General features: G+C 56.4%; 14 protein-coding genes. 7 read left to right on the top strand and 7 right to left on the bottom strand.

Annotation, left to right across the window (positions count from 1 at the left end; genetic code table 11):
- Positions 1-19: 19 nt before the first annotated feature.
- Positions 20-1,300 (top strand): DUF445 domain-containing protein, encoded by a 1,281-nt coding sequence (locus tag AABB92_RS14810; protein ID WP_031375814.1) that lies wholly within the window; start codon positions 20-22, stop codon positions 1,298-1,300.
- Here the strand turns inward: AABB92_RS14810 and AABB92_RS14805 are convergent.
- On the bottom strand, positions 1,262-2,218 hold the full coding sequence (locus tag AABB92_RS14805; RefSeq protein ID WP_046289168.1) for a LysR family transcriptional regulator: 957 nt from the start codon (positions 2,216-2,218) through the stop codon (positions 1,262-1,264). The genes AABB92_RS14810 and AABB92_RS14805 overlap by 39 nt on opposite strands.
- A gap of 101 nt (positions 2,219-2,319) precedes the next feature.
- Here AABB92_RS14805 and AABB92_RS14800 point away from each other — a divergent pair, with 101 nt between their 5' ends.
- A complete protein-coding gene (locus AABB92_RS14800; protein ID WP_031375815.1) occupies positions 2,320-2,949 on the top strand; it encodes an NADPH-dependent F420 reductase in 630 nt (209 codons plus the stop codon).
- 566 nt (positions 2,950-3,515) lie between these two features.
- Here AABB92_RS14800 and lptG read toward each other — a convergent pair.
- Both lptG and lptF read right to left on the bottom strand, forming a co-directional pair.
- Positions 3,516-4,592 (bottom strand): LPS export ABC transporter permease LptG, encoded by a 1,077-nt coding sequence (gene lptG / locus AABB92_RS14795; RefSeq protein WP_046289167.1) that lies wholly within the window; start codon positions 4,590-4,592, stop codon positions 3,516-3,518.
- Entirely contained in the window at positions 4,592-5,692 is a 1,101-nt protein-coding gene (lptF, locus tag AABB92_RS14790) for an LPS export ABC transporter permease LptF (protein ID WP_031375816.1), read from the bottom strand. The genes lptG and lptF overlap by 1 nt, the downstream gene beginning before the upstream one ends.
- A 268-nt stretch (positions 5,693-5,960) precedes the next feature.
- Here lptF and pepA point away from each other — a divergent pair, with 268 nt between their 5' ends.
- The 4 genes from pepA to AABB92_RS14770 all read left to right on the top strand — a co-directional run bounded on the left by pepA (position 5,961) and on the right by AABB92_RS14770 (position 11,446).
- Positions 5,961-7,472 (top strand): leucyl aminopeptidase, encoded by a 1,512-nt coding sequence (gene pepA / locus AABB92_RS14785; RefSeq protein WP_031375817.1) that lies wholly within the window; start codon positions 5,961-5,963, stop codon positions 7,470-7,472.
- Positions 7,473-7,536: 64 nt separating this feature from the next.
- The gene (locus tag AABB92_RS14780) at positions 7,537-7,995 is read left to right on the top strand and encodes a DNA polymerase III subunit chi (RefSeq protein WP_031375818.1); all 459 of its coding nucleotides are present in this window, start codon (positions 7,537-7,539) and stop codon (positions 7,993-7,995) included.
- A 5-nt stretch (positions 7,996-8,000) separates the two neighbouring features.
- Positions 8,001-10,856: a valine--tRNA ligase gene (locus AABB92_RS14775; protein ID WP_031375819.1), complete on the top strand. Its 2,856-nt coding sequence runs from the start codon at positions 8,001-8,003 to the stop codon at positions 10,854-10,856.
- A gap of 77 nt (positions 10,857-10,933) precedes the next feature.
- Positions 10,934-11,446 carry a GNAT family N-acetyltransferase gene (locus AABB92_RS14770; RefSeq protein WP_371316231.1) on the top strand — a complete coding sequence of 171 codons (513 nt, stop codon included), beginning with the start codon at positions 10,934-10,936 and terminating at the stop codon, positions 11,444-11,446.
- Here the strand turns inward: AABB92_RS14770 and AABB92_RS14765 are convergent.
- The 4 genes from AABB92_RS14765 to rraB all read right to left on the bottom strand — a co-directional run bounded on the left by AABB92_RS14765 (position 11,441) and on the right by rraB (position 15,176).
- A complete protein-coding gene (locus tag AABB92_RS14765; protein WP_031375821.1) occupies positions 11,441-12,226 on the bottom strand; it encodes a histidine phosphatase family protein in 786 nt (261 codons plus the stop codon). The two genes, AABB92_RS14770 and AABB92_RS14765, sit on opposite strands and share 6 nt — an antisense overlap.
- Before the next feature lie 10 nt (positions 12,227-12,236).
- Positions 12,237-13,565 carry an OprD family porin gene (locus AABB92_RS14760; protein ID WP_031375822.1) on the bottom strand — a complete coding sequence of 443 codons (1,329 nt, stop codon included), beginning with the start codon at positions 13,563-13,565 and terminating at the stop codon, positions 12,237-12,239.
- A 372-nt stretch (positions 13,566-13,937) separates the two neighbouring features.
- Positions 13,938-14,699: a tRNA isopentenyl-2-thiomethyl-A-37 hydroxylase MiaE gene (gene miaE / locus AABB92_RS14755; protein WP_031375823.1), complete on the bottom strand. Its 762-nt coding sequence runs from the start codon at positions 14,697-14,699 to the stop codon at positions 13,938-13,940.
- Positions 14,700-14,756: 57 nt separating this feature from the next.
- Positions 14,757-15,176, bottom strand: a complete 420-nt coding sequence (gene rraB, locus AABB92_RS14750) for a ribonuclease E inhibitor RraB (RefSeq protein WP_031375824.1) — start codon at positions 15,174-15,176, stop codon at positions 14,757-14,759.
- A gap of 161 nt (positions 15,177-15,337) precedes the next feature.
- Between rraB and argF the strand changes: the two genes are divergently transcribed.
- Positions 15,338-16,345, top strand: a complete 1,008-nt coding sequence (gene argF / locus AABB92_RS14745) for an ornithine carbamoyltransferase (RefSeq protein WP_031375825.1) — start codon at positions 15,338-15,340, stop codon at positions 16,343-16,345.
- Positions 16,346-16,474: the final 129 nt, after the last annotated feature.

Genomic DNA, 16,474 nt, shown 5'->3' with positions numbered 1-16,474 from the left:
TCTCTGCTAAGATCAGGATATGGATAAACAACACGAACTGAAACGGACTAAACGTCTGGCGCTGCTGCTGCTGTTACTGGCTGCCGCGACCTTCATCATCACCCTGTTTCTGCCGCCCGGCTTTTGGGTCAGCGGCGTGAAAGCGATAGCGGAAGCGGCAATGGTCGGTGCGCTGGCCGACTGGTTCGCGGTAGTGGCGCTGTTTCGCCGGGTGCCGGTGCCCTTTATCTCGCGTCATACCGCGATTATCCCGCGTAACAAAGATCGTATCGGTGAGAATCTCGGCCGCTTCGTGCAAGAGAAGTTTCTCGATACCGATTCGCTGCTCAGCCTGATACGCCGTCACGATCCGTCGCACCTGCTGGCGCAATGGCTGAATGCGCCCGGCAATGCTGACCGAATCGGCCGACATCTGCTGCAGGTGATGCGCGGCTTCCTCGATCTGACCGATGACACGCGTATTCAGAACTTCATGCGCCGCGCAGTGCATCGCGCCATCGATAAGGTCGATCTGACGCAGACCAGCGCGCTGATCCTGGAGAGCCTGACCAAAAACAATCGGCATCAGGCGCTGCTGGACGCGGCGATCGAACAGTTGCTGGCGCTGCTGCATAAGCCCTCAACCCGCGAGTTCATTGCGCAGCAACTGGTGCGCTGGCTGAAGCGTGAACATCCGATCAAAGCCAAAATGCTGCCGACCGAGTGGCTGGGCGAGCACAGTGCTGAACTGGTGGCGAACGCGGTCGATTCGCTGCTGGATGATGTGGCGCTGGATCAGGGCCACGAGCTGCGTCTCGGCTTTAACCGGGCGGTGGATCGGCTGATCGTCAAACTGCAAACCGACCCGGAGATGGCGGAGCGCGCCGAGGTGATCAAGAGCTGGCTGAAAGAGGATGCCACGCTCAATCGCTACATCGGCGAGCTGTGGAACGATATGCGTAACTGGCTGAAAGCCGACCTCAGCAACGACGATTCGCGGGTGCAGGAGAAAGTGCGCGGTGCGGCGCTGTGGCTGGGCGAAACCCTGGCCGCCGATCCGGCGCTGCGCGACTCAATGAATCAGCACCTCGAACAGGCAGCGCGCAGCGTGGCACCGGAATTTGCTGGCTTCCTGACGCGCCATATCAGCGATACCGTGAAGAGCTGGGATGCACGCGATATGTCGCAGCAGATCGAATTGAATATCGGTAAAGACCTGCAGTTTATTCGCATCAACGGCACGCTGGTTGGCGGCACCATTGGCCTGATTCTCTATCTGCTGTCACAGCTGCCGCAGCTGATTCCGCTGCTGTCGCGCTAAGTCACCGGGCGAGCCGGCCGTCGGCGGGTAGCGGCCAAACTCAGCGAGGATGGCGTTCACAAAGCTGCGGATTTTCACCGTCTGCCGACGGCCAGCCGGGATCAGCAGATTCATCGGTCGCGCTGGCCCGGCATAATCGGGCAGCACCTGCACCAGCCGCCCCAGCCTGATCTCCTCAGCCAGAATGGTGGCCGGTCCGAGAGTAATGCCATAGCCTTCCAGCGCCGCATGCAGCAGCGCTTTCCAGTCATTCGATCGCATACGTCCCTGCGGATGCACCTCTTCGGTTTTACCCGCCCGGGTAAACACCCAGCGGCAGGGTTTCGACGGCGACCAGATGCCATACACCAGACAGGCATGTTTCACCAGTTCAGCCGGTGTGGCGGGCACCCCGTGCCGCGCCAGATAGGCCGGCGATGCGCAGGCAATCAGCTGATAAGGCTGCAATGGATGGGCGATGATTGAACTGTCGGCTAATTCACCAATCCGGATCACCACCTCATAGCCCTCTTCAAACGGATCAACCAGCCGATCGCTTAATTCAAGATCGACTTCCATCTCGGGAAACTGGCCCAGGTAGCGGGTGACAAACGGAGCGAGGTTAAAAGAACCAAAGGTGACCGGCGCGCTGACCTTCAGCGTCCCGGACGGTCGGCGCTGCATATCCAGCGCAATCGCATCGGCTTCCTGCGCTTCCGCCACCACAATTTTGCAGCGTTCGTAATAGTTGCGCCCTACATCCGTCAGGCTTTGTCGCCGGGTGGTGCGATGCAGCAGCAGCGTGCCGAGATGCTTTTCAAGCGTGGCAATGTGCTTTGCCACCATCTGCGGTGAGAGTTGCAACTGTCCGGCCGCGGCGGCGAAGGAGCCTGACTCGGCGACTTTGACAAACACGTTCATGCTGGTAAGCCGATCCATGATTCCCTCCTGTTGGTTGTTTATATTGCGTCTGTTTGTCGATTTATTCACCCATTGTTTTTAATTAAGGTCAGGGTGTGATCAACATTGAGGAACACCCCATGAAAATAGGCATTATTGGCGCAGGCTTTGTTGGCCGGGCAATAGCGAAACTGGCGATTCAGGCGGGACATCAGGTGATGCTGAGCAATTCCCGCGATCCGCGTACGCTGTTCAGTCTGAAACCGATGATTGGCTGCGAAACCGGCACCGCCGCCGAGGCTGCCCGCTTTGGCCAGGTGGTGGTGATTGCCGTGCCGCTCACCGCGCTTGAGCAGCTTCCGGCAGCGGAGCTGCAGGGTAAAACCGTGCTGGATGCGGTCAATTACTATCCCGAACGCGATGGCGAAATTGAAGAACTGCTCACTGGCCGCATCAGCACCAGCGAGCGGCTGGCTCGCCTGTTGCCCAACAGCCGGATCACCAAGGCCTTCAATGCCATCCGTATGACCGATCTTGAAACCCAGGGCGTGTCCGCAGGCGATGCTCATCGTCGGGCGATACCGCTGGCAGGCGATGACCGCGAAGGCAAAGCCATCGCCATAGCGCTGTATGAAGCCTTTGGATTTGATGCGGTGGATGCAGGAGCGTTAGCGGAAGGCTGGCGTTTCGAGCGTGCCACACCCGCCTACTGTGTCGCACTCAACAGAGAGCAACTCATCACGACACTGAAAGAAACTCCCCGGCCATAAGCCCTGAACAGACGGTCAGCGCGGCATAAAGTCGCTGCTACTGCCAGACCGTTGACAAACCTAAAGCGACGGGAATATTCGCCTGCAGCAAAGCATCGCGGGCCACGGATGGCCTGCGCTGAGCCCGCCACGGATGGCGTTTTTGTCTCTTTGCGAAAGGCGTATGTTCCCTGAGCCTGAGCCTGAGCCTGCAGGTTAAACAGATCAGCGCCGTAGCGTACAGGCAATCACAGCCGCTGAAACCGTAACGTCCAGACCGCTGACAAACCTAAAGCGATGGGAACATACGCCTGCAGCAAAGCATCGCGGGCCACGGATGGCCTGCGCTGAGCCCGCCACGGATGGCGTTTTTGTGTCTTTGCGAAAGGCGTATGTTCCCTGAGCCTGAGCCTGAGCCTGAGCCTGAGCCTGCAGGTTAAATAGATCAGCGCCGTAGCGTACAGGCAATCACAGCCGCTGAAACCACTACTGCCAGACCGCTGAATCTAAAGCGATGGCAGCATTCGTCTGCAGCTTAAAAAACAAAAAAGGCCGCAAACGCGGCCTTTTTCAGTTGCGGTGCTCGCTTAGCGCCGCTTGATCAGCATAAACAAGCTGATGGCGAAGAAGGCGAAGCTCGGCAGAATGGCCCCCATGATCGGCGGCAGACCGTAAACCAGGCTCAGCGGGCCAAAGATCTGGTCGAGCACATAGAACAGAAAGCCAAAGCTGATGCCGGTTACCACCCGCACGCCCATCGACACACTGCGCAGCGGACCAAAGATAAACGACAGCGCCATCAGCATCATCACCGCCACCGACAGCGGCTGGAAGATTTTGCTCCACATATTCAGCAGATAACGCCCGGACTCCTGGCCGCTCTGCTTCAGATACTTGCTGTAGTTATACAAGCCGCGAATCGAAAGCGCATCCGGGTCGAGCGCCACCACGCCCAGCTTGTCCGGCGTCAGGTTGGTTTTCCACTCGCCGCCCAGGCTCTGCGAACCGGTGATTTGCTTCGGATCGGTCAGGTTCGACTCATCCACCTGTGACAGCGCCCAGTGCTTTTTCGCCGCATCCCAGGTCGCGGTCGCGGCATAGCGAACGCTCTGCAGCCGACGCTGATCGTTAAAGCTGTAGATGCTGACGCCATCAATCTCATTGTCGCCTTTGATGCGCTCAATGTAGATGAAGTTGTTGCCATCTTTCGCCCACAGGCCATTTTGCGTCGACACCAGCGCCCCGCCATACAACTGCTGCGCCCGATAGTTACGCGCCAACTGCTCGCCCGACGGCGCAACAAATTCGCCAATCGCCATGGTCAGCAGCACCAGCGGAATCGCGGTTTTCATCACCGACAACGCCACCTGCATGCGGGTGAAACCGGCGGCCTGCATCACCACCAGCTCACTGCGCTGTGCCAGCGTCCCCAGCCCCAGCAGTGCGCCCAGCAGCGCCGCCATCGGGAAGAAGATCTCAATATCTTTCGGCACGCTGAGCAGGGTGTAATAACCGGCCGAGAGCGCGCTGTAGCTGCCCTGACCGGTTTTACGCAGCTGATCGACGAACTTGATGATGCCGGAGAGCGACACCAGCATGAACAGCGTCAGCATGATGGTATTGAAGATGGTTTTGCCGATATAGCGGTCAAGTACGCGAAACATCAGACCGATCCTCCGCGTGTGAAGCGGGCACGGACCCGACGCATCGGCACCGTATCCCACAGGTTAAGCAGCACCGCCAGCAGCAGATAGCCGATATTCACTACCCACATCCAGACGGCCGGATCGAGCCGCCCTTTCGCCCCGCTCGACTTCAGCGAGCTTTGCAGCAGGAAGAAGATCAGATAGAGCAGCATCGCGGGCAGCATCGACAACACCCGGCCCTGACGTGGATTGACCACGCTGAGCGGCACCACCATCAGCGCCATCACCAGCACCGAAAACACCAGCGTCATACGCCAGTGCAGTTCGGCGCGGAAAGTCGGCGAGTCGTTGCCGAACAGGCCGGTAAAGCTCGACTGTTCCGCATCGTTAGGGTCCAGCGTGGCCTCTTTGTAGCCCACCAGCGCCTGATAATTGGTGAAGTCAGTGATGCGGAAGTCGCGCAGCAGCGCGGTGCCCTCAAAGCGGGTACCTTTATCCAGCGTCACCACCTGCGAACCGTCTTTATGCTGTTCCATATGTCCGCTGTCAGCCAGCACCACCGAAGGCCGCGCGTTGCCTTTTGGCCGTAACTGCGCCAGGAACACGTTGCCGAACTGGTTGCCTTTGACATCCTCAATGAACAGCACGGCGCTGCCATCGCTGGAGGTCTGGAACTGCCCGGCCGCCAGCGCCGCCGTGCCAGGGTTGGCTTTGGCGTTCTGGGTCACTTCATCCTGATAACGGGATGACCAGGGACCGAGCCAGATAACGTTCACCGCCGCCACCAGCGACGTAAACAGCATCAGGACCATCGCCGCCTTGACCAGCACCGCTTTACTCAGGCCGCAGGCGTGCATGACGGTAATTTCACTTTCCGTATAGAGTCGTCCCAGCGTCATCAGGATCGCCAGAAACAGACTTAAGGGCAGTATAAGTTGTGCCATTTCAGGCACGCCGAGTCCTAACAGTGTCAGAACGAGGTTTGTCGGCACTTCGCCATCCACCGCGGCTCCTAAAATCCTGACTAACTTCTGGCAAAAGAAGATCAATAGCAGGATGAAGAGGATAGCCAGCTGGCTTTTGAGCGTTTCCCGAACCAGATATCTAATGATGATCACGCTTAGTACGCCTGTGAAAACTTGTCTTTTTGCAGGAAAATCGCTAGTTTCAACGCTTATTTGCCATTTTTCTTCATCAATGGCCGTCATCGTAGCTAAAATTGTATGACAAACGCGCTTGGGTGGTGGAAAAACAACATCTTGTCACCCTGATTCATTATGACCTCCAGCGGCAGAATGTCATGCTGCCGTGATGAATAAATGGGTCATGAGCGCGCTACATTCTAGCGGCAGCAGCGGCCGTTGTCTTTAAGATTCAGGAGAGTGCATGGAGTTCAGTGTAAAAAGCGGAAGCCCGGAAAAACAGCGCAGTGCCTGCATTGTCGTTGGCGTTTTCGAACCGCGTCGTCTGTCACCGATTGCCGAACAGCTGGATAAAATCAGCGACGGCTATATCAGCGCCCTGCTGCGCCGTGGCGAGCTGGAAGGAAAAGTGGGCCAGACACTGCTGCTGCATCATGTGCCAAACATCCTGTCTGAGCGTATTCTGCTGATTGGCTGCGGCAAAGAGCGCGAGCTGGACGAGCGTCAGTACAAGCAGGTGATTCAGAAAACCATCAATACGCTGAACGATACCGGCTCAATGGAAGCGGTCTGCTTCCTGACTGAACTGCACGTCAAAGGCCGTAACACCTACTGGAAAGTGCGTCAGGCGGTCGAAACCTCAAAAGAGGCGCTGTATAACTTCGATCAGCTGAAGAGCAACAAGGCCGAGCCGCGCCGTCCGCTGCGTAAGCTGGTGTTTAACGTGCCGACCCGCCGTGAACTGACCAGCGGCGAGCGCGCCATTCAGCATGGCCTGGCGGTTGCTGCTGGCATGAAAGCGGCGAAAGATCTCGGCAATATGCCGCCAAACATCTGTAACGCCGCCTATCTTGCCTCGCAGGCGCGTCAGCTGGCGGATGCCTTCAGCAAAAATGTCACGACCCGCGTCATCGGCGAACAGCAGATGAAAGAGCTGGGCATGAATGCCTATCTGGCGGTAGGTGCCGGTTCGCAAAACGAATCGCTGATGTCGGTGATTGAGTACAAAGGCAACCCGGATGCCGACGCGCGGCCGATTGTGCTGGTCGGTAAAGGCCTGACATTCGACTCCGGCGGCATCTCGATTAAGCCGTCCGACAGCATGGACGAAATGAAATATGATATGTGCGGCGCGGCCTCGGTGTATGGCGTGATGCGCATGGTCGCCGAGCTTAACCTGCCGCTCAACGTGGTCGGCGTGCTGGCCGGCTGTGAAAACATGCCGGATGGTCGGGCGATGCGTCCGGGCGACGTGCTGACCACCATGTCTGGCCAGACGGTGGAAGTGCTGAATACCGATGCCGAAGGCCGTCTGGTGCTGTGCGATGCGCTGACCTACGTTGAACGTTTCGATCCGGAAGTGGTGATTGACGTCGCGACCCTGACCGGTGCCTGCGTGATTGCGCTGGGCCACCACGTCAGCGGCCTGCTGTCGAACCACAATCCGCTGGCGCATGAGCTGATCAGCGCCTCTGAGCAATCGGGCGACCGCGCCTGGCGTCTGCCGATGGCGGACGAGTATCAGGAGCAGCTGGAGTCCAACTTTGCCGACATGGCTAACATTGGCGGCCGGCCTGGCGGAGCGATTACCGCCGCCTGCTTCCTGGCGCGCTTTGCCCGCAAATATAACTGGGCGCACCTCGACATCGCGGGTACGGCCTGGCGTTCAGGCAAAGCCAAAGGCGCCACCGGCCGTCCGGTGCCGATGCTGTCGCAGTTTCTGTTGAATCGGGCAGGATTGAACGGCGACGACTGATCGCCGCAATGCTGACTACAAGGGCGGATGAGATTCCGCCCTTGATCTTCTGACGAGCAAGCTGATGAAAAACGCAACCTTCTACGTGCTGGAAACCGATGCACCGAGCGACGGCCTGAGCGCCATCGAAGCGCTGGTGTGCAATCTGGCGGAAACACGCTGGCGGGCCGGAAAGCGGGTGTTGATCGCCTGTGAAGATGAGCAGCAGGCGATTCGTCTCGACGAAGCGCTGTGGCAACGTCCGGCGAATGCCTTCGTGCCGCATAACCTCGCCGGTGAAGGCCCGCGCTACGGCGCGCCGGTTGAACTGGCCTGGCCGCAGCGTCGCGGCAGTTCGCCCCGCGACCTGTTAATTAGCCTGCTGCCACAGTTCGCAGATTTTGCTACTGCTTTCCATGAAGTGATAGACTTCGTTCCTTACGAAGAATCTCTCAAACAGCTGGCGCGCGACCGCTATAAAGCGTACCGCAGCGTTGGTTTCCAATTGAATACGGCAACGCCGCCACAGCCGCAAACGACATAGCAGAAATGGAAAAGACATATAACCCGCAAGATATCGAGCAGCCGCTTTACGAGCATTGGGAAAAGCAGGGCTACTTCAAACCGAATGGCGATACCAGCCAGGAAAGCTTTTGCATCATGATCCCGCCGCCGAACGTCACCGGTAGCTTGCACATGGGTCACGCCTTCCAGCAAACCATCATGGATACCATGATTCGCTACCAGCGCATGCAGGGGAAAAATACCCTGTGGCAGGCCGGTACCGACCACGCGGGCATCGCCACGCAGATGGTGGTTGAGCGCAAGATTGCGGCTGAAGAGGGCAAAACGCGCCAGGATTATGGCCGTGATGCGTTCATTGACAAAATCTGGCAGTGGAAAGCGGAATCCGGCGGCACCATCACCCGTCAGATGCGCCGTCTCGGCAACTCTGTAGACTGGGAGCGCGAGCGTTTCACCATGGACGAAGGTCTGTCCAACGCGGTGAAAGAGGTGTTCGTCCGCCTGTACAAAGAGAACCTGATTTACCGTGGCAAACGCCTGGTGAACTGGGATCCGAAGCTGCGCACTGCCATCTCTGACCTGGAAGTGGAAAACCGCGAGAGCAAAGGCTCTATGTGGCACATCCGCTATCCGCTGGCCGACGGTGCCAAAACGGCTGACGGTAAAGATTATCTGGTGGTCGCCACCACTCGTCCGGAAACCCTGCTGGGCGATACCGGCGTGGCGGTCAATCCGGAAGATCCGCGCTACAAAGATCTGATTGGCAAATTTGTCATGCTGCCGCTGGTTGGCCGTCTGATCCCGATTGTTGGCGATGAACATGCTGACATGGAAAAAGGCACCGGCTGCGTCAAGATCACCCCGGCACATGACTTTAACGACTACGAAGTCGGTCGTCGTCACAAGCTGCCGATGATCAACATCCTGACCTTTGACGGCGATATCCGCGAGCGCGCCCAGGTGTATGACACCAACGGCGAAGTCAGCGATGCCTGCTCAGATGAGATCCCGGCCGCGTTCCAGAAGATGGAACGTTTTGCGGCACGTAAAGCGATCGTCGCTGCCGTCGATCAGCTTGGCCTGCTCGAAGAGATCAAACCGCACGACCTGACCGTACCTTATGGCGATCGGGGTGGCGTGGTGATTGAACCGATGCTGACTGACCAGTGGTACGTGCGCACCGCTCCGCTGGCGAAAGTGGCGGTCGAAGCGGTTGAAAACGGTGACATTCAGTTTGTGCCGAAGCAGTACGAAAACATGTACTTCTCCTGGATGCGTGATATTCAGGACTGGTGTATCTCTCGTCAGCTGTGGTGGGGTCACCGCATCCCGGCCTGGTACGACAACGACGGTCACGTCTATGTTGGCCGCACCGAAGATGAAGTCCGCGCTGAAAACAACCTGGCCGCCGATGTGGCGCTGCGTCAGGATGACGACGTGCTGGATACCTGGTTCTCCTCTGGCCTGTGGACGTTCTCCACTCTTGGCTGGCCGGAAAATACCGAAGCACTGCGCACCTTCCACCCGACCAGCGTGCTGGTGAGCGGCTTCGACATCATCTTCTTCTGGATTGCCCGCATGATCATGCTGACCATGCACTTCATCAAAGATGAAGATGGCAAACCGCAGGTGCCGTTTAAAACCGTCTACATGACCGGTCTGATTCGTGATGAAGAAGGCCAGAAGATGTCAAAATCCAAGGGCAACGTGATTGACCCGCTGGATATGGTTGACGGCATTTCGCTGGAAGCGCTACTGGAAAAACGCACCGGCAATATGATGCAGCCGCAGCTGGCCGAGAAGATCCGCAAACGCACCGAGAAGCAGTTCCCGAACGGCATTGAGCCGTCAGGCACCGATGCGCTGCGTTTCACCCTCGCCGCCCTCGCCTCAACCGGTCGCGACATCAACTGGGACATGAAGCGCCTGGAAGGTTATCGCAACTTCTGTAACAAGCTGTGGAACGCCAGCCGCTTTGTGCTGATGAACACCGAAGATCAGGATTGCGGCCAGAACGGTGGCGAAATGACGCTGTCGCTGGCAGATCGCTGGATCCTGACCGAGTTCAACAGCACGGTGAAAGCCTACCGTGACGCGCTCGACAGCTACCGTTTCGATATCGCTGCTAACCTGCTGTATGACTTCACCTGGAACCAGTTCTGTGACTGGTACCTGGAGCTGACCAAGCCGGTGATGAACAGCGGTAACGAAGCGGAACTGCGTGGCACCCGCCATACGCTGGTAAACGTGCTGGAAGGCTTGCTGCGTCTGGCGCACCCGATTATTCCGTTTATCACTGAAACCATCTGGCAGCGCGTGAAGGGACTGAAAAACATCAGCGACGACACCATCATGCTGCAACCTTTCCCGCAGTTTGATGCGGCGAAAGAGGATGCCGAAGCGAAAGCGGATATTGAGTGGATGAAACAGGCGATCGTGGCGGTGCGTAATATTCGTGCCGAAATGAACATCGCGCTGAGCAAACCGCTGGATGTGTTGCTGCGTGACTGCTCACCAGCGGCACTGCGTCGGGTAGAAGCAAACCGTAACTTCCTGTCGCGCCTGGCGCGTCTGGAAAGCCTGACCATTCTGCCGGCTGGCGAGAAAGGCCCGGTCTCGGTGACCAAAATCGTTGAAGGCGCTGAGCTACTGATCCCGATGGCTGACCTGGTGGATAAAACTGCCGAACTGGAGCGACTGGCGAAAGAGCTGGTTAAACTGGAGGTCGAAATCGACAAGATTCAGGTCAAGCTGGCCAACGAAGGCTTTGTCTCCCGCGCGCCGGAAGCGGTGGTGGTGAAAGAGCGTGAACGCGTCGCCGAACTGCAACAATCAAAAGCAAAACTGATTGAACAGCAGGCAGTGATTGCGGCATTGTAAGCGTCGTAGCTGACAGCTTATTCATAAAGCCGGGCTCGCCCGGCTTTTTTATTGATCCTCGTACAAATCCGGAAGAGATGATGACGACACCCACCACCACGCGCCTTGATCTGCAGGTGCGGCCGATTACTGCCGCCGACAATCCGCATATCGCCCAGGTCATCCGCGACGTTTCAGCGGAGTTCGGCCTGACGGCTGATAAAGGATACACCGTATCCGACCCGCAGCTCGACCACCTGTTCGAGTTGTACAGTGCCGAGCACAGCGCCTACTGGATTGTGGAGCATCAGGGTAAAGTGGTCGGTGGCGGCGGCGTCGCCCCGCTCGCCTGCAGCGCGCCCGATATCTGCGAGCTGCAGAAGATGTATTTCCTGCCAGAAGTGCGCGGCTTCGGCGTGGCGCGCGAACTGGCGCTAAGAGCGATGGAACATGCGCGCCAGCGCGGCTTCCGCCGCTGCTATCTGGAAACCACCAGTAGCCTGACGCGCGCTATCAGGCTCTATGAGTCGCTGGGCTTTGAGCTGATCGACAGCGCATTAGGCTGCACAGGCCATACAGACTGTGAAGTGCGCATGTTGCGAACGTTATGAGCCGCGCCCGACGTAACTCATGTCGTTGATGGATTCAATCACGAACTCCCCGCTGTCGGTATAGCGCAGCCGGGTCACGCTCGCATTTTGCAGCGGCTGGTTTAACGTGGTATCACCCAGCGCCATCAGCAGCGTCGCAATCGCCATGCCGTGCGTCACCACCAGAACGTTACCGCCGCCCTGCTGTTGTGCCTGCTGCGCTATCCGGGTCAGGCTATCCACCATACGCTTCGCCACCTGCTGATAGCTTTCGGCCATCCCTGCTGATTTAATGCCTGCCAGTGACGACGTGCCGGCTGCTTCCACCTGCCGGATCGTGTCGATCATCTGGTCGATATGAACCTTGCCTGCGGCAAACGCCTTCATTATTGCCGCTTCAGAGGCATAACCAGCCTGACGGGCGACGGCATCCCACATGTTCTTATCCAGATCGCCCTCATACAGTCCAAAGCCCACTTCCCGCAACCCTTTCAGCTCGTTTAACGGCAGCGGCGCTTTCCATCCGTGCATCACAAGCTGCGCGGTTTGTCTCGCCCTGCCTGCATCGCTGGACCAGACGGCGATAAACGGCACCGTCTGCAGGCCACGTCCCAGCTTTTCCGCTACCTCCACGCCCGCTGGCGTTAGCGGCGTATCTGCCCATCCCTGCACGCGCTGAACCGTGTTAAACATCGTTTTGCCATGCCGCGTAACAAAGATTGTCACATCGGCAGCGAAGGCTTCGCCTGCACCGGCCCCAATTGCCACAAAAATCAGCAACGCTTTAACTATTTTCTTCATGCTATTTTCCTTATTTGAACAGGTTTAATTTATACTCAATCGCGATTTCGGCCGAAAGACAGGGAGAACGCATAGCGTTTCCTTGCGCATTAAATAGCGGCGTTTCTTTATTATTCTTATATGACCAGCCATAACCGAACAGCGTAGAGATGGAGAGATTTTTCAGGGCTGGATGAGGTTCGATAAAGCGATTAATCAGCGCAATTTCTCCCGAACGTATATGCGCATTACGGTATTTAAACTGCCCATAGTTAATCTGAAACCCACTAAAAATGCCTTTTGAAATTTCAAACTCCGTCTGCGCCACCAGGGCCAGTTCTTTATCACGGGTATAATCTTTCCCGGCAGAGGTGAGTGAGGTAAAACGCCCGCGGGTATTTTTTGTCAGCGGCCGCGCATAATATCCCACCGCATTATGTTTGGGCGCCGAGGTCCAGGCGGCAGCCAGTTTTTGTGTCCATCCATCGTTAATCCAGTCAGCTTCGCCGACATAGTGCCAGGCACGATCGTCGAACGATCTTTTGCTGGCCGCCATATTTTTATAATTTTCCAGCCCCTGACTGCCATAAATTTGCGAGGAGAGACGCCAGTGCGGCGAGAGCGAGTAACTCGCTTCGATAACATGACGCCGCTGGTAATCCTGCGCTTCGCCAAATGCGTAGGCGAGCCGTCCACGGTCACCGGTATAGCTCAGTGCGCCAGTATAGATCGCCGCAATGGTTCGTTTATCCTGGGTTTGCAGGGCAATGCTGTCCGGCGAATCGTGGCGTATCGTTTTGGTCACATAAGCCAAATCCAGCCGCACATTCTGCAGGTTCAGCGCGCCGCTATAGCCTGAGTAACTGTTACGCGACAGGCGGTTAGTGTTGGTCAGCACGCCAATGTTTTTTAACTCCTGCCAGCCCGCTTTCCCTTCGAACCCCGCCTGCCTGTCGCCCAGTTTCACTTTCAGATAGCGCTGGCCAAACTTGCTAAAGCCGTGTGCGTCCGCTTTTTGCTGATTACCGCCGCTGTCGTAAAGCAGACCGCGCGAGGCAAAGTTATCGCTGGCCCCCAGCCTGATCACGCGGGTATAGGTTGCATCGAAACCCAGCCAGTCCCACAGATAGCCGGAACGATAATCCAGACTTGCCGCCTGCCCCCAGGCGTTATGAACGGTGGTAGGGTGTGTTGCGTTTTCCTTGAGATATTTCCAGTAATTGCGCAGCCTGAGATCGAGCTGCGAATCGTGCAGGAAAGCATTGTCAGAGAGCGCAGGCGCATCGGAATAATCGGCCCACGCCACAGACGGCGGAAAAAACAGTGGAATAAATAACAGAATACAGGTCCTTCCCCTCATTTTAAGACTCCTTCCATTAAATGCGTGTTAGCAAAATTGTCAGTCCGGAATAAGGTGTCTGACCTGTTTTCCGTCTGTACCAGGCGCAAAAAAAAACCTGATTCACACTCCCTCTCTGGCAAAGAGAAAGTGTAAATCAGGTTTTGCTTAAAATAATAACAACCCTAATTCGGCAAGGGCAATATACTTATTCCGCAGAGAAAAAACAGCAGAGAAAAAACATTCTGTGAGGGATGACGCAAATAATATTTAGCGAAAGTTACTAAGCCGCATTAACTTAATAATTAACGTTTACATGATTATTATTAACTAAATCAAACCGGTTCAATTTAAAAAAATAAACGGCCGCCGTAACAGCGCCGTTTACTTTTATCAGAATGCCGGTAACCCGCTGTGAAAACGTAGTTCGCTGTCCGGTTCGCTGATTAAGCGCGCTTCGGTTGCCCCGATCGCCTGTACCCTGGGCGCGATATCCTTCGCGGATATTCGGGCCGCCAGGGTTAAATAGTCCTGATAGTGACGCGCTTCCGATCGCAGCAGTGAGATATAAAAGCTCTCCAGATCCGCATCCAGCCACGGCGCCAGACTGGCAAACCGCTCACAGGATCGCGCTTCAATATAGGCACCGCAAATCAGCTTATCCACCAGCGTCTCTGGCTCATGGGTGGTGACCTCACGCAGCAGCGATTTCGCGTAGCGGCTGGACGTGATCTTCTGATAGACCAGCCCGCGCGACTGCATAATTTCCCATACCTGATAAAAGTGATGCAGCTCTTCTTTAATCAGCAGCACCATCTTTTCCACCAGATCATCCGCCCACGGCAGTTCATTACGGACGATGATGCGTTTGGTGAGATTTTTATGCGCATTGATAAAGTCGCTGTCGCCATCTTCGCGGAAGATAAAATCTTCGTACGGTTTCAGCCAGCCGAGAATCGCCTCACCGCTGGGTTTGTCGGCCACATATTTGCGGATCAACCACACCGCGGTCTGCGCGGCTTTCAGCTCGCACACCAGGTGATCGGTTAATAACAGGGTCAGATTTTCCGGTTTACGCGCCTCATCAATCCAGGCCTGGGGCGTACGGCAGTGCAGAAACTGATAAATCGGTTCAAGTAACGGTGCGTAGTTCATGGTGTTAAAACGAGGCTGGAAAAGAAGAGAGGCGGAGAATTCCCCGCCCTGCGCGACTTAGTGGCGAACGCCGTTATCATCTTCATCGTCGATGGCGTCTTCGTCATCTTCATCTTCGGCGTCCGGGTCTTCGAAGTAGGTGCCCCAGCCGTCGTAGTCGACATTGTATTTACCGATCAGGTTCACCAGTTGCTCAACCTGCACATCAATCAGCTCTGGCTTGAGCGCCGATTCGCTGATGATGTCAACGCACATCACGGTGGTACCATCTTCCAGTTCCAGCTCTTCCGGCTCGGTCACTTCATAACCCAGCTTAAAGGCGTCAACCGCGGCCTTTTCCAGTGAATCGAAGTTGTTGCACGAGAGATGGTGCTCGATGGTATAAAGCGCATCGGGATCGCTGCCATCCTCCAGCAGCTCTTCAATGATCAGGCGCGTCTCTTCACGCTGCTCTTCCAATAATGCTTCATATGCCATGACGATGTCCTCTCTGAGTTCGGCAATAAACAATTATTTTCCCACACTGCCTGTCGCGCCACTACACAAAACGAAAAGTTTATTCTCATCGGGCTTGAAAATGCATATTCATCCGGTTAGATTGAATTTTAATTCACTTTATATGGTTACCGGAGTGTTGTATGAGTCAGCTGTATCAGCGCCATTTCCTCAGGCTACTGGATTTTACCCCGGCCGAAATTGATTACCTGCTTAGCCTTGCGGCTGAATTAAAACACGCTAAAAAAAGTGGCAGTGAAGTCCCCTCCCTGAAAGGCAAAAACATCGCGCTCATCTTCGAAAAAGACTCGACCCGTACCCGATGCTCTTTCGAAGTTGCCGCTTACGATCAGGGCGCTAACGTTACTTATCTCGGCCCAAGCGGCAGCCAGATTGGCCATAAAGAGTCGATGCGCGATACTGCGCGGGTGCTGGGCCGGATGTACGATGGCATTCAGTATCGCGGTTACGGCCAGGCGCTGGTGGAAACCCTGGCTGAGCATGCTGGCGTGCCGGTGTGGAACGGCCTGACCACGGAGTTTCATCCGACCCAGTTACTGGCCGATCTGCTGACAATGCAGGAGCACCTGCCGGGTAAAAAGCTCAGCCAGATGACGCTGGTCTACGTCGGCGATGCGCGTAACAACATGGGCAACACCATGCTGGAAGCGGCGGCGCTGGTCGGGCTGGATCTGCGGCTGGTGGCACCGCAAAGCTGCTGGCCAGAGGCCGCGCTGGTAGAACAGTGTCGCAAAGTCGCGCAGCAGACCGGCGGTAAAATTACCCTCACCGATAATATTGCCGACGGCGTCAACGGCGCTGACTTCATCTACACCGACGTCTGGGTATCGATGGGCGAAGCCAAAGCAGTGTGGGAAGAGCGCATCGCCCTGCTGCGAAATTATCAGGTCAACCAGGCGATGCTCGATCTGACCCACAATCCTGAGGTGAAGTTCCTGCACTGTCTGCCCGCTTTCCATGACGATCAGACCACGCTGGGCCGGCAGATGGCGGAACAGTACGATCTGCATAATGGCATGGAAGTGAGCAACGAGGTGTTTGAGTCGCCGCACAGCATCGTGTTTGATCAGGCGGAAAACCGCATGCACACCATCAAAGCGGTGATGGTGGCGACGCTCGGTCAGCGCTGACCCGCTGCGTCAGATTGCCGGTCTGTCTGCGTGCCAGTCAGGCCGTGCCGGAGCGGGCGCAAACGATTCCCTCGGGCACGATTTTTCCTTGCTGCCCGGCCGCGAATGGGTATAATGCGCCACAATTTG

It is taken from the genome of Pantoea brenneri, from assembly GCF_038594305.1.
In the GTDB taxonomy this organism is placed as follows: domain Bacteria; phylum Pseudomonadota; class Gammaproteobacteria; order Enterobacterales; family Enterobacteriaceae; genus Pantoea; species Pantoea brenneri.
The sequence above is the reverse complement of the archived record's forward strand: the minus strand, read 5'-3'. Positions and strand labels throughout refer to the sequence as shown.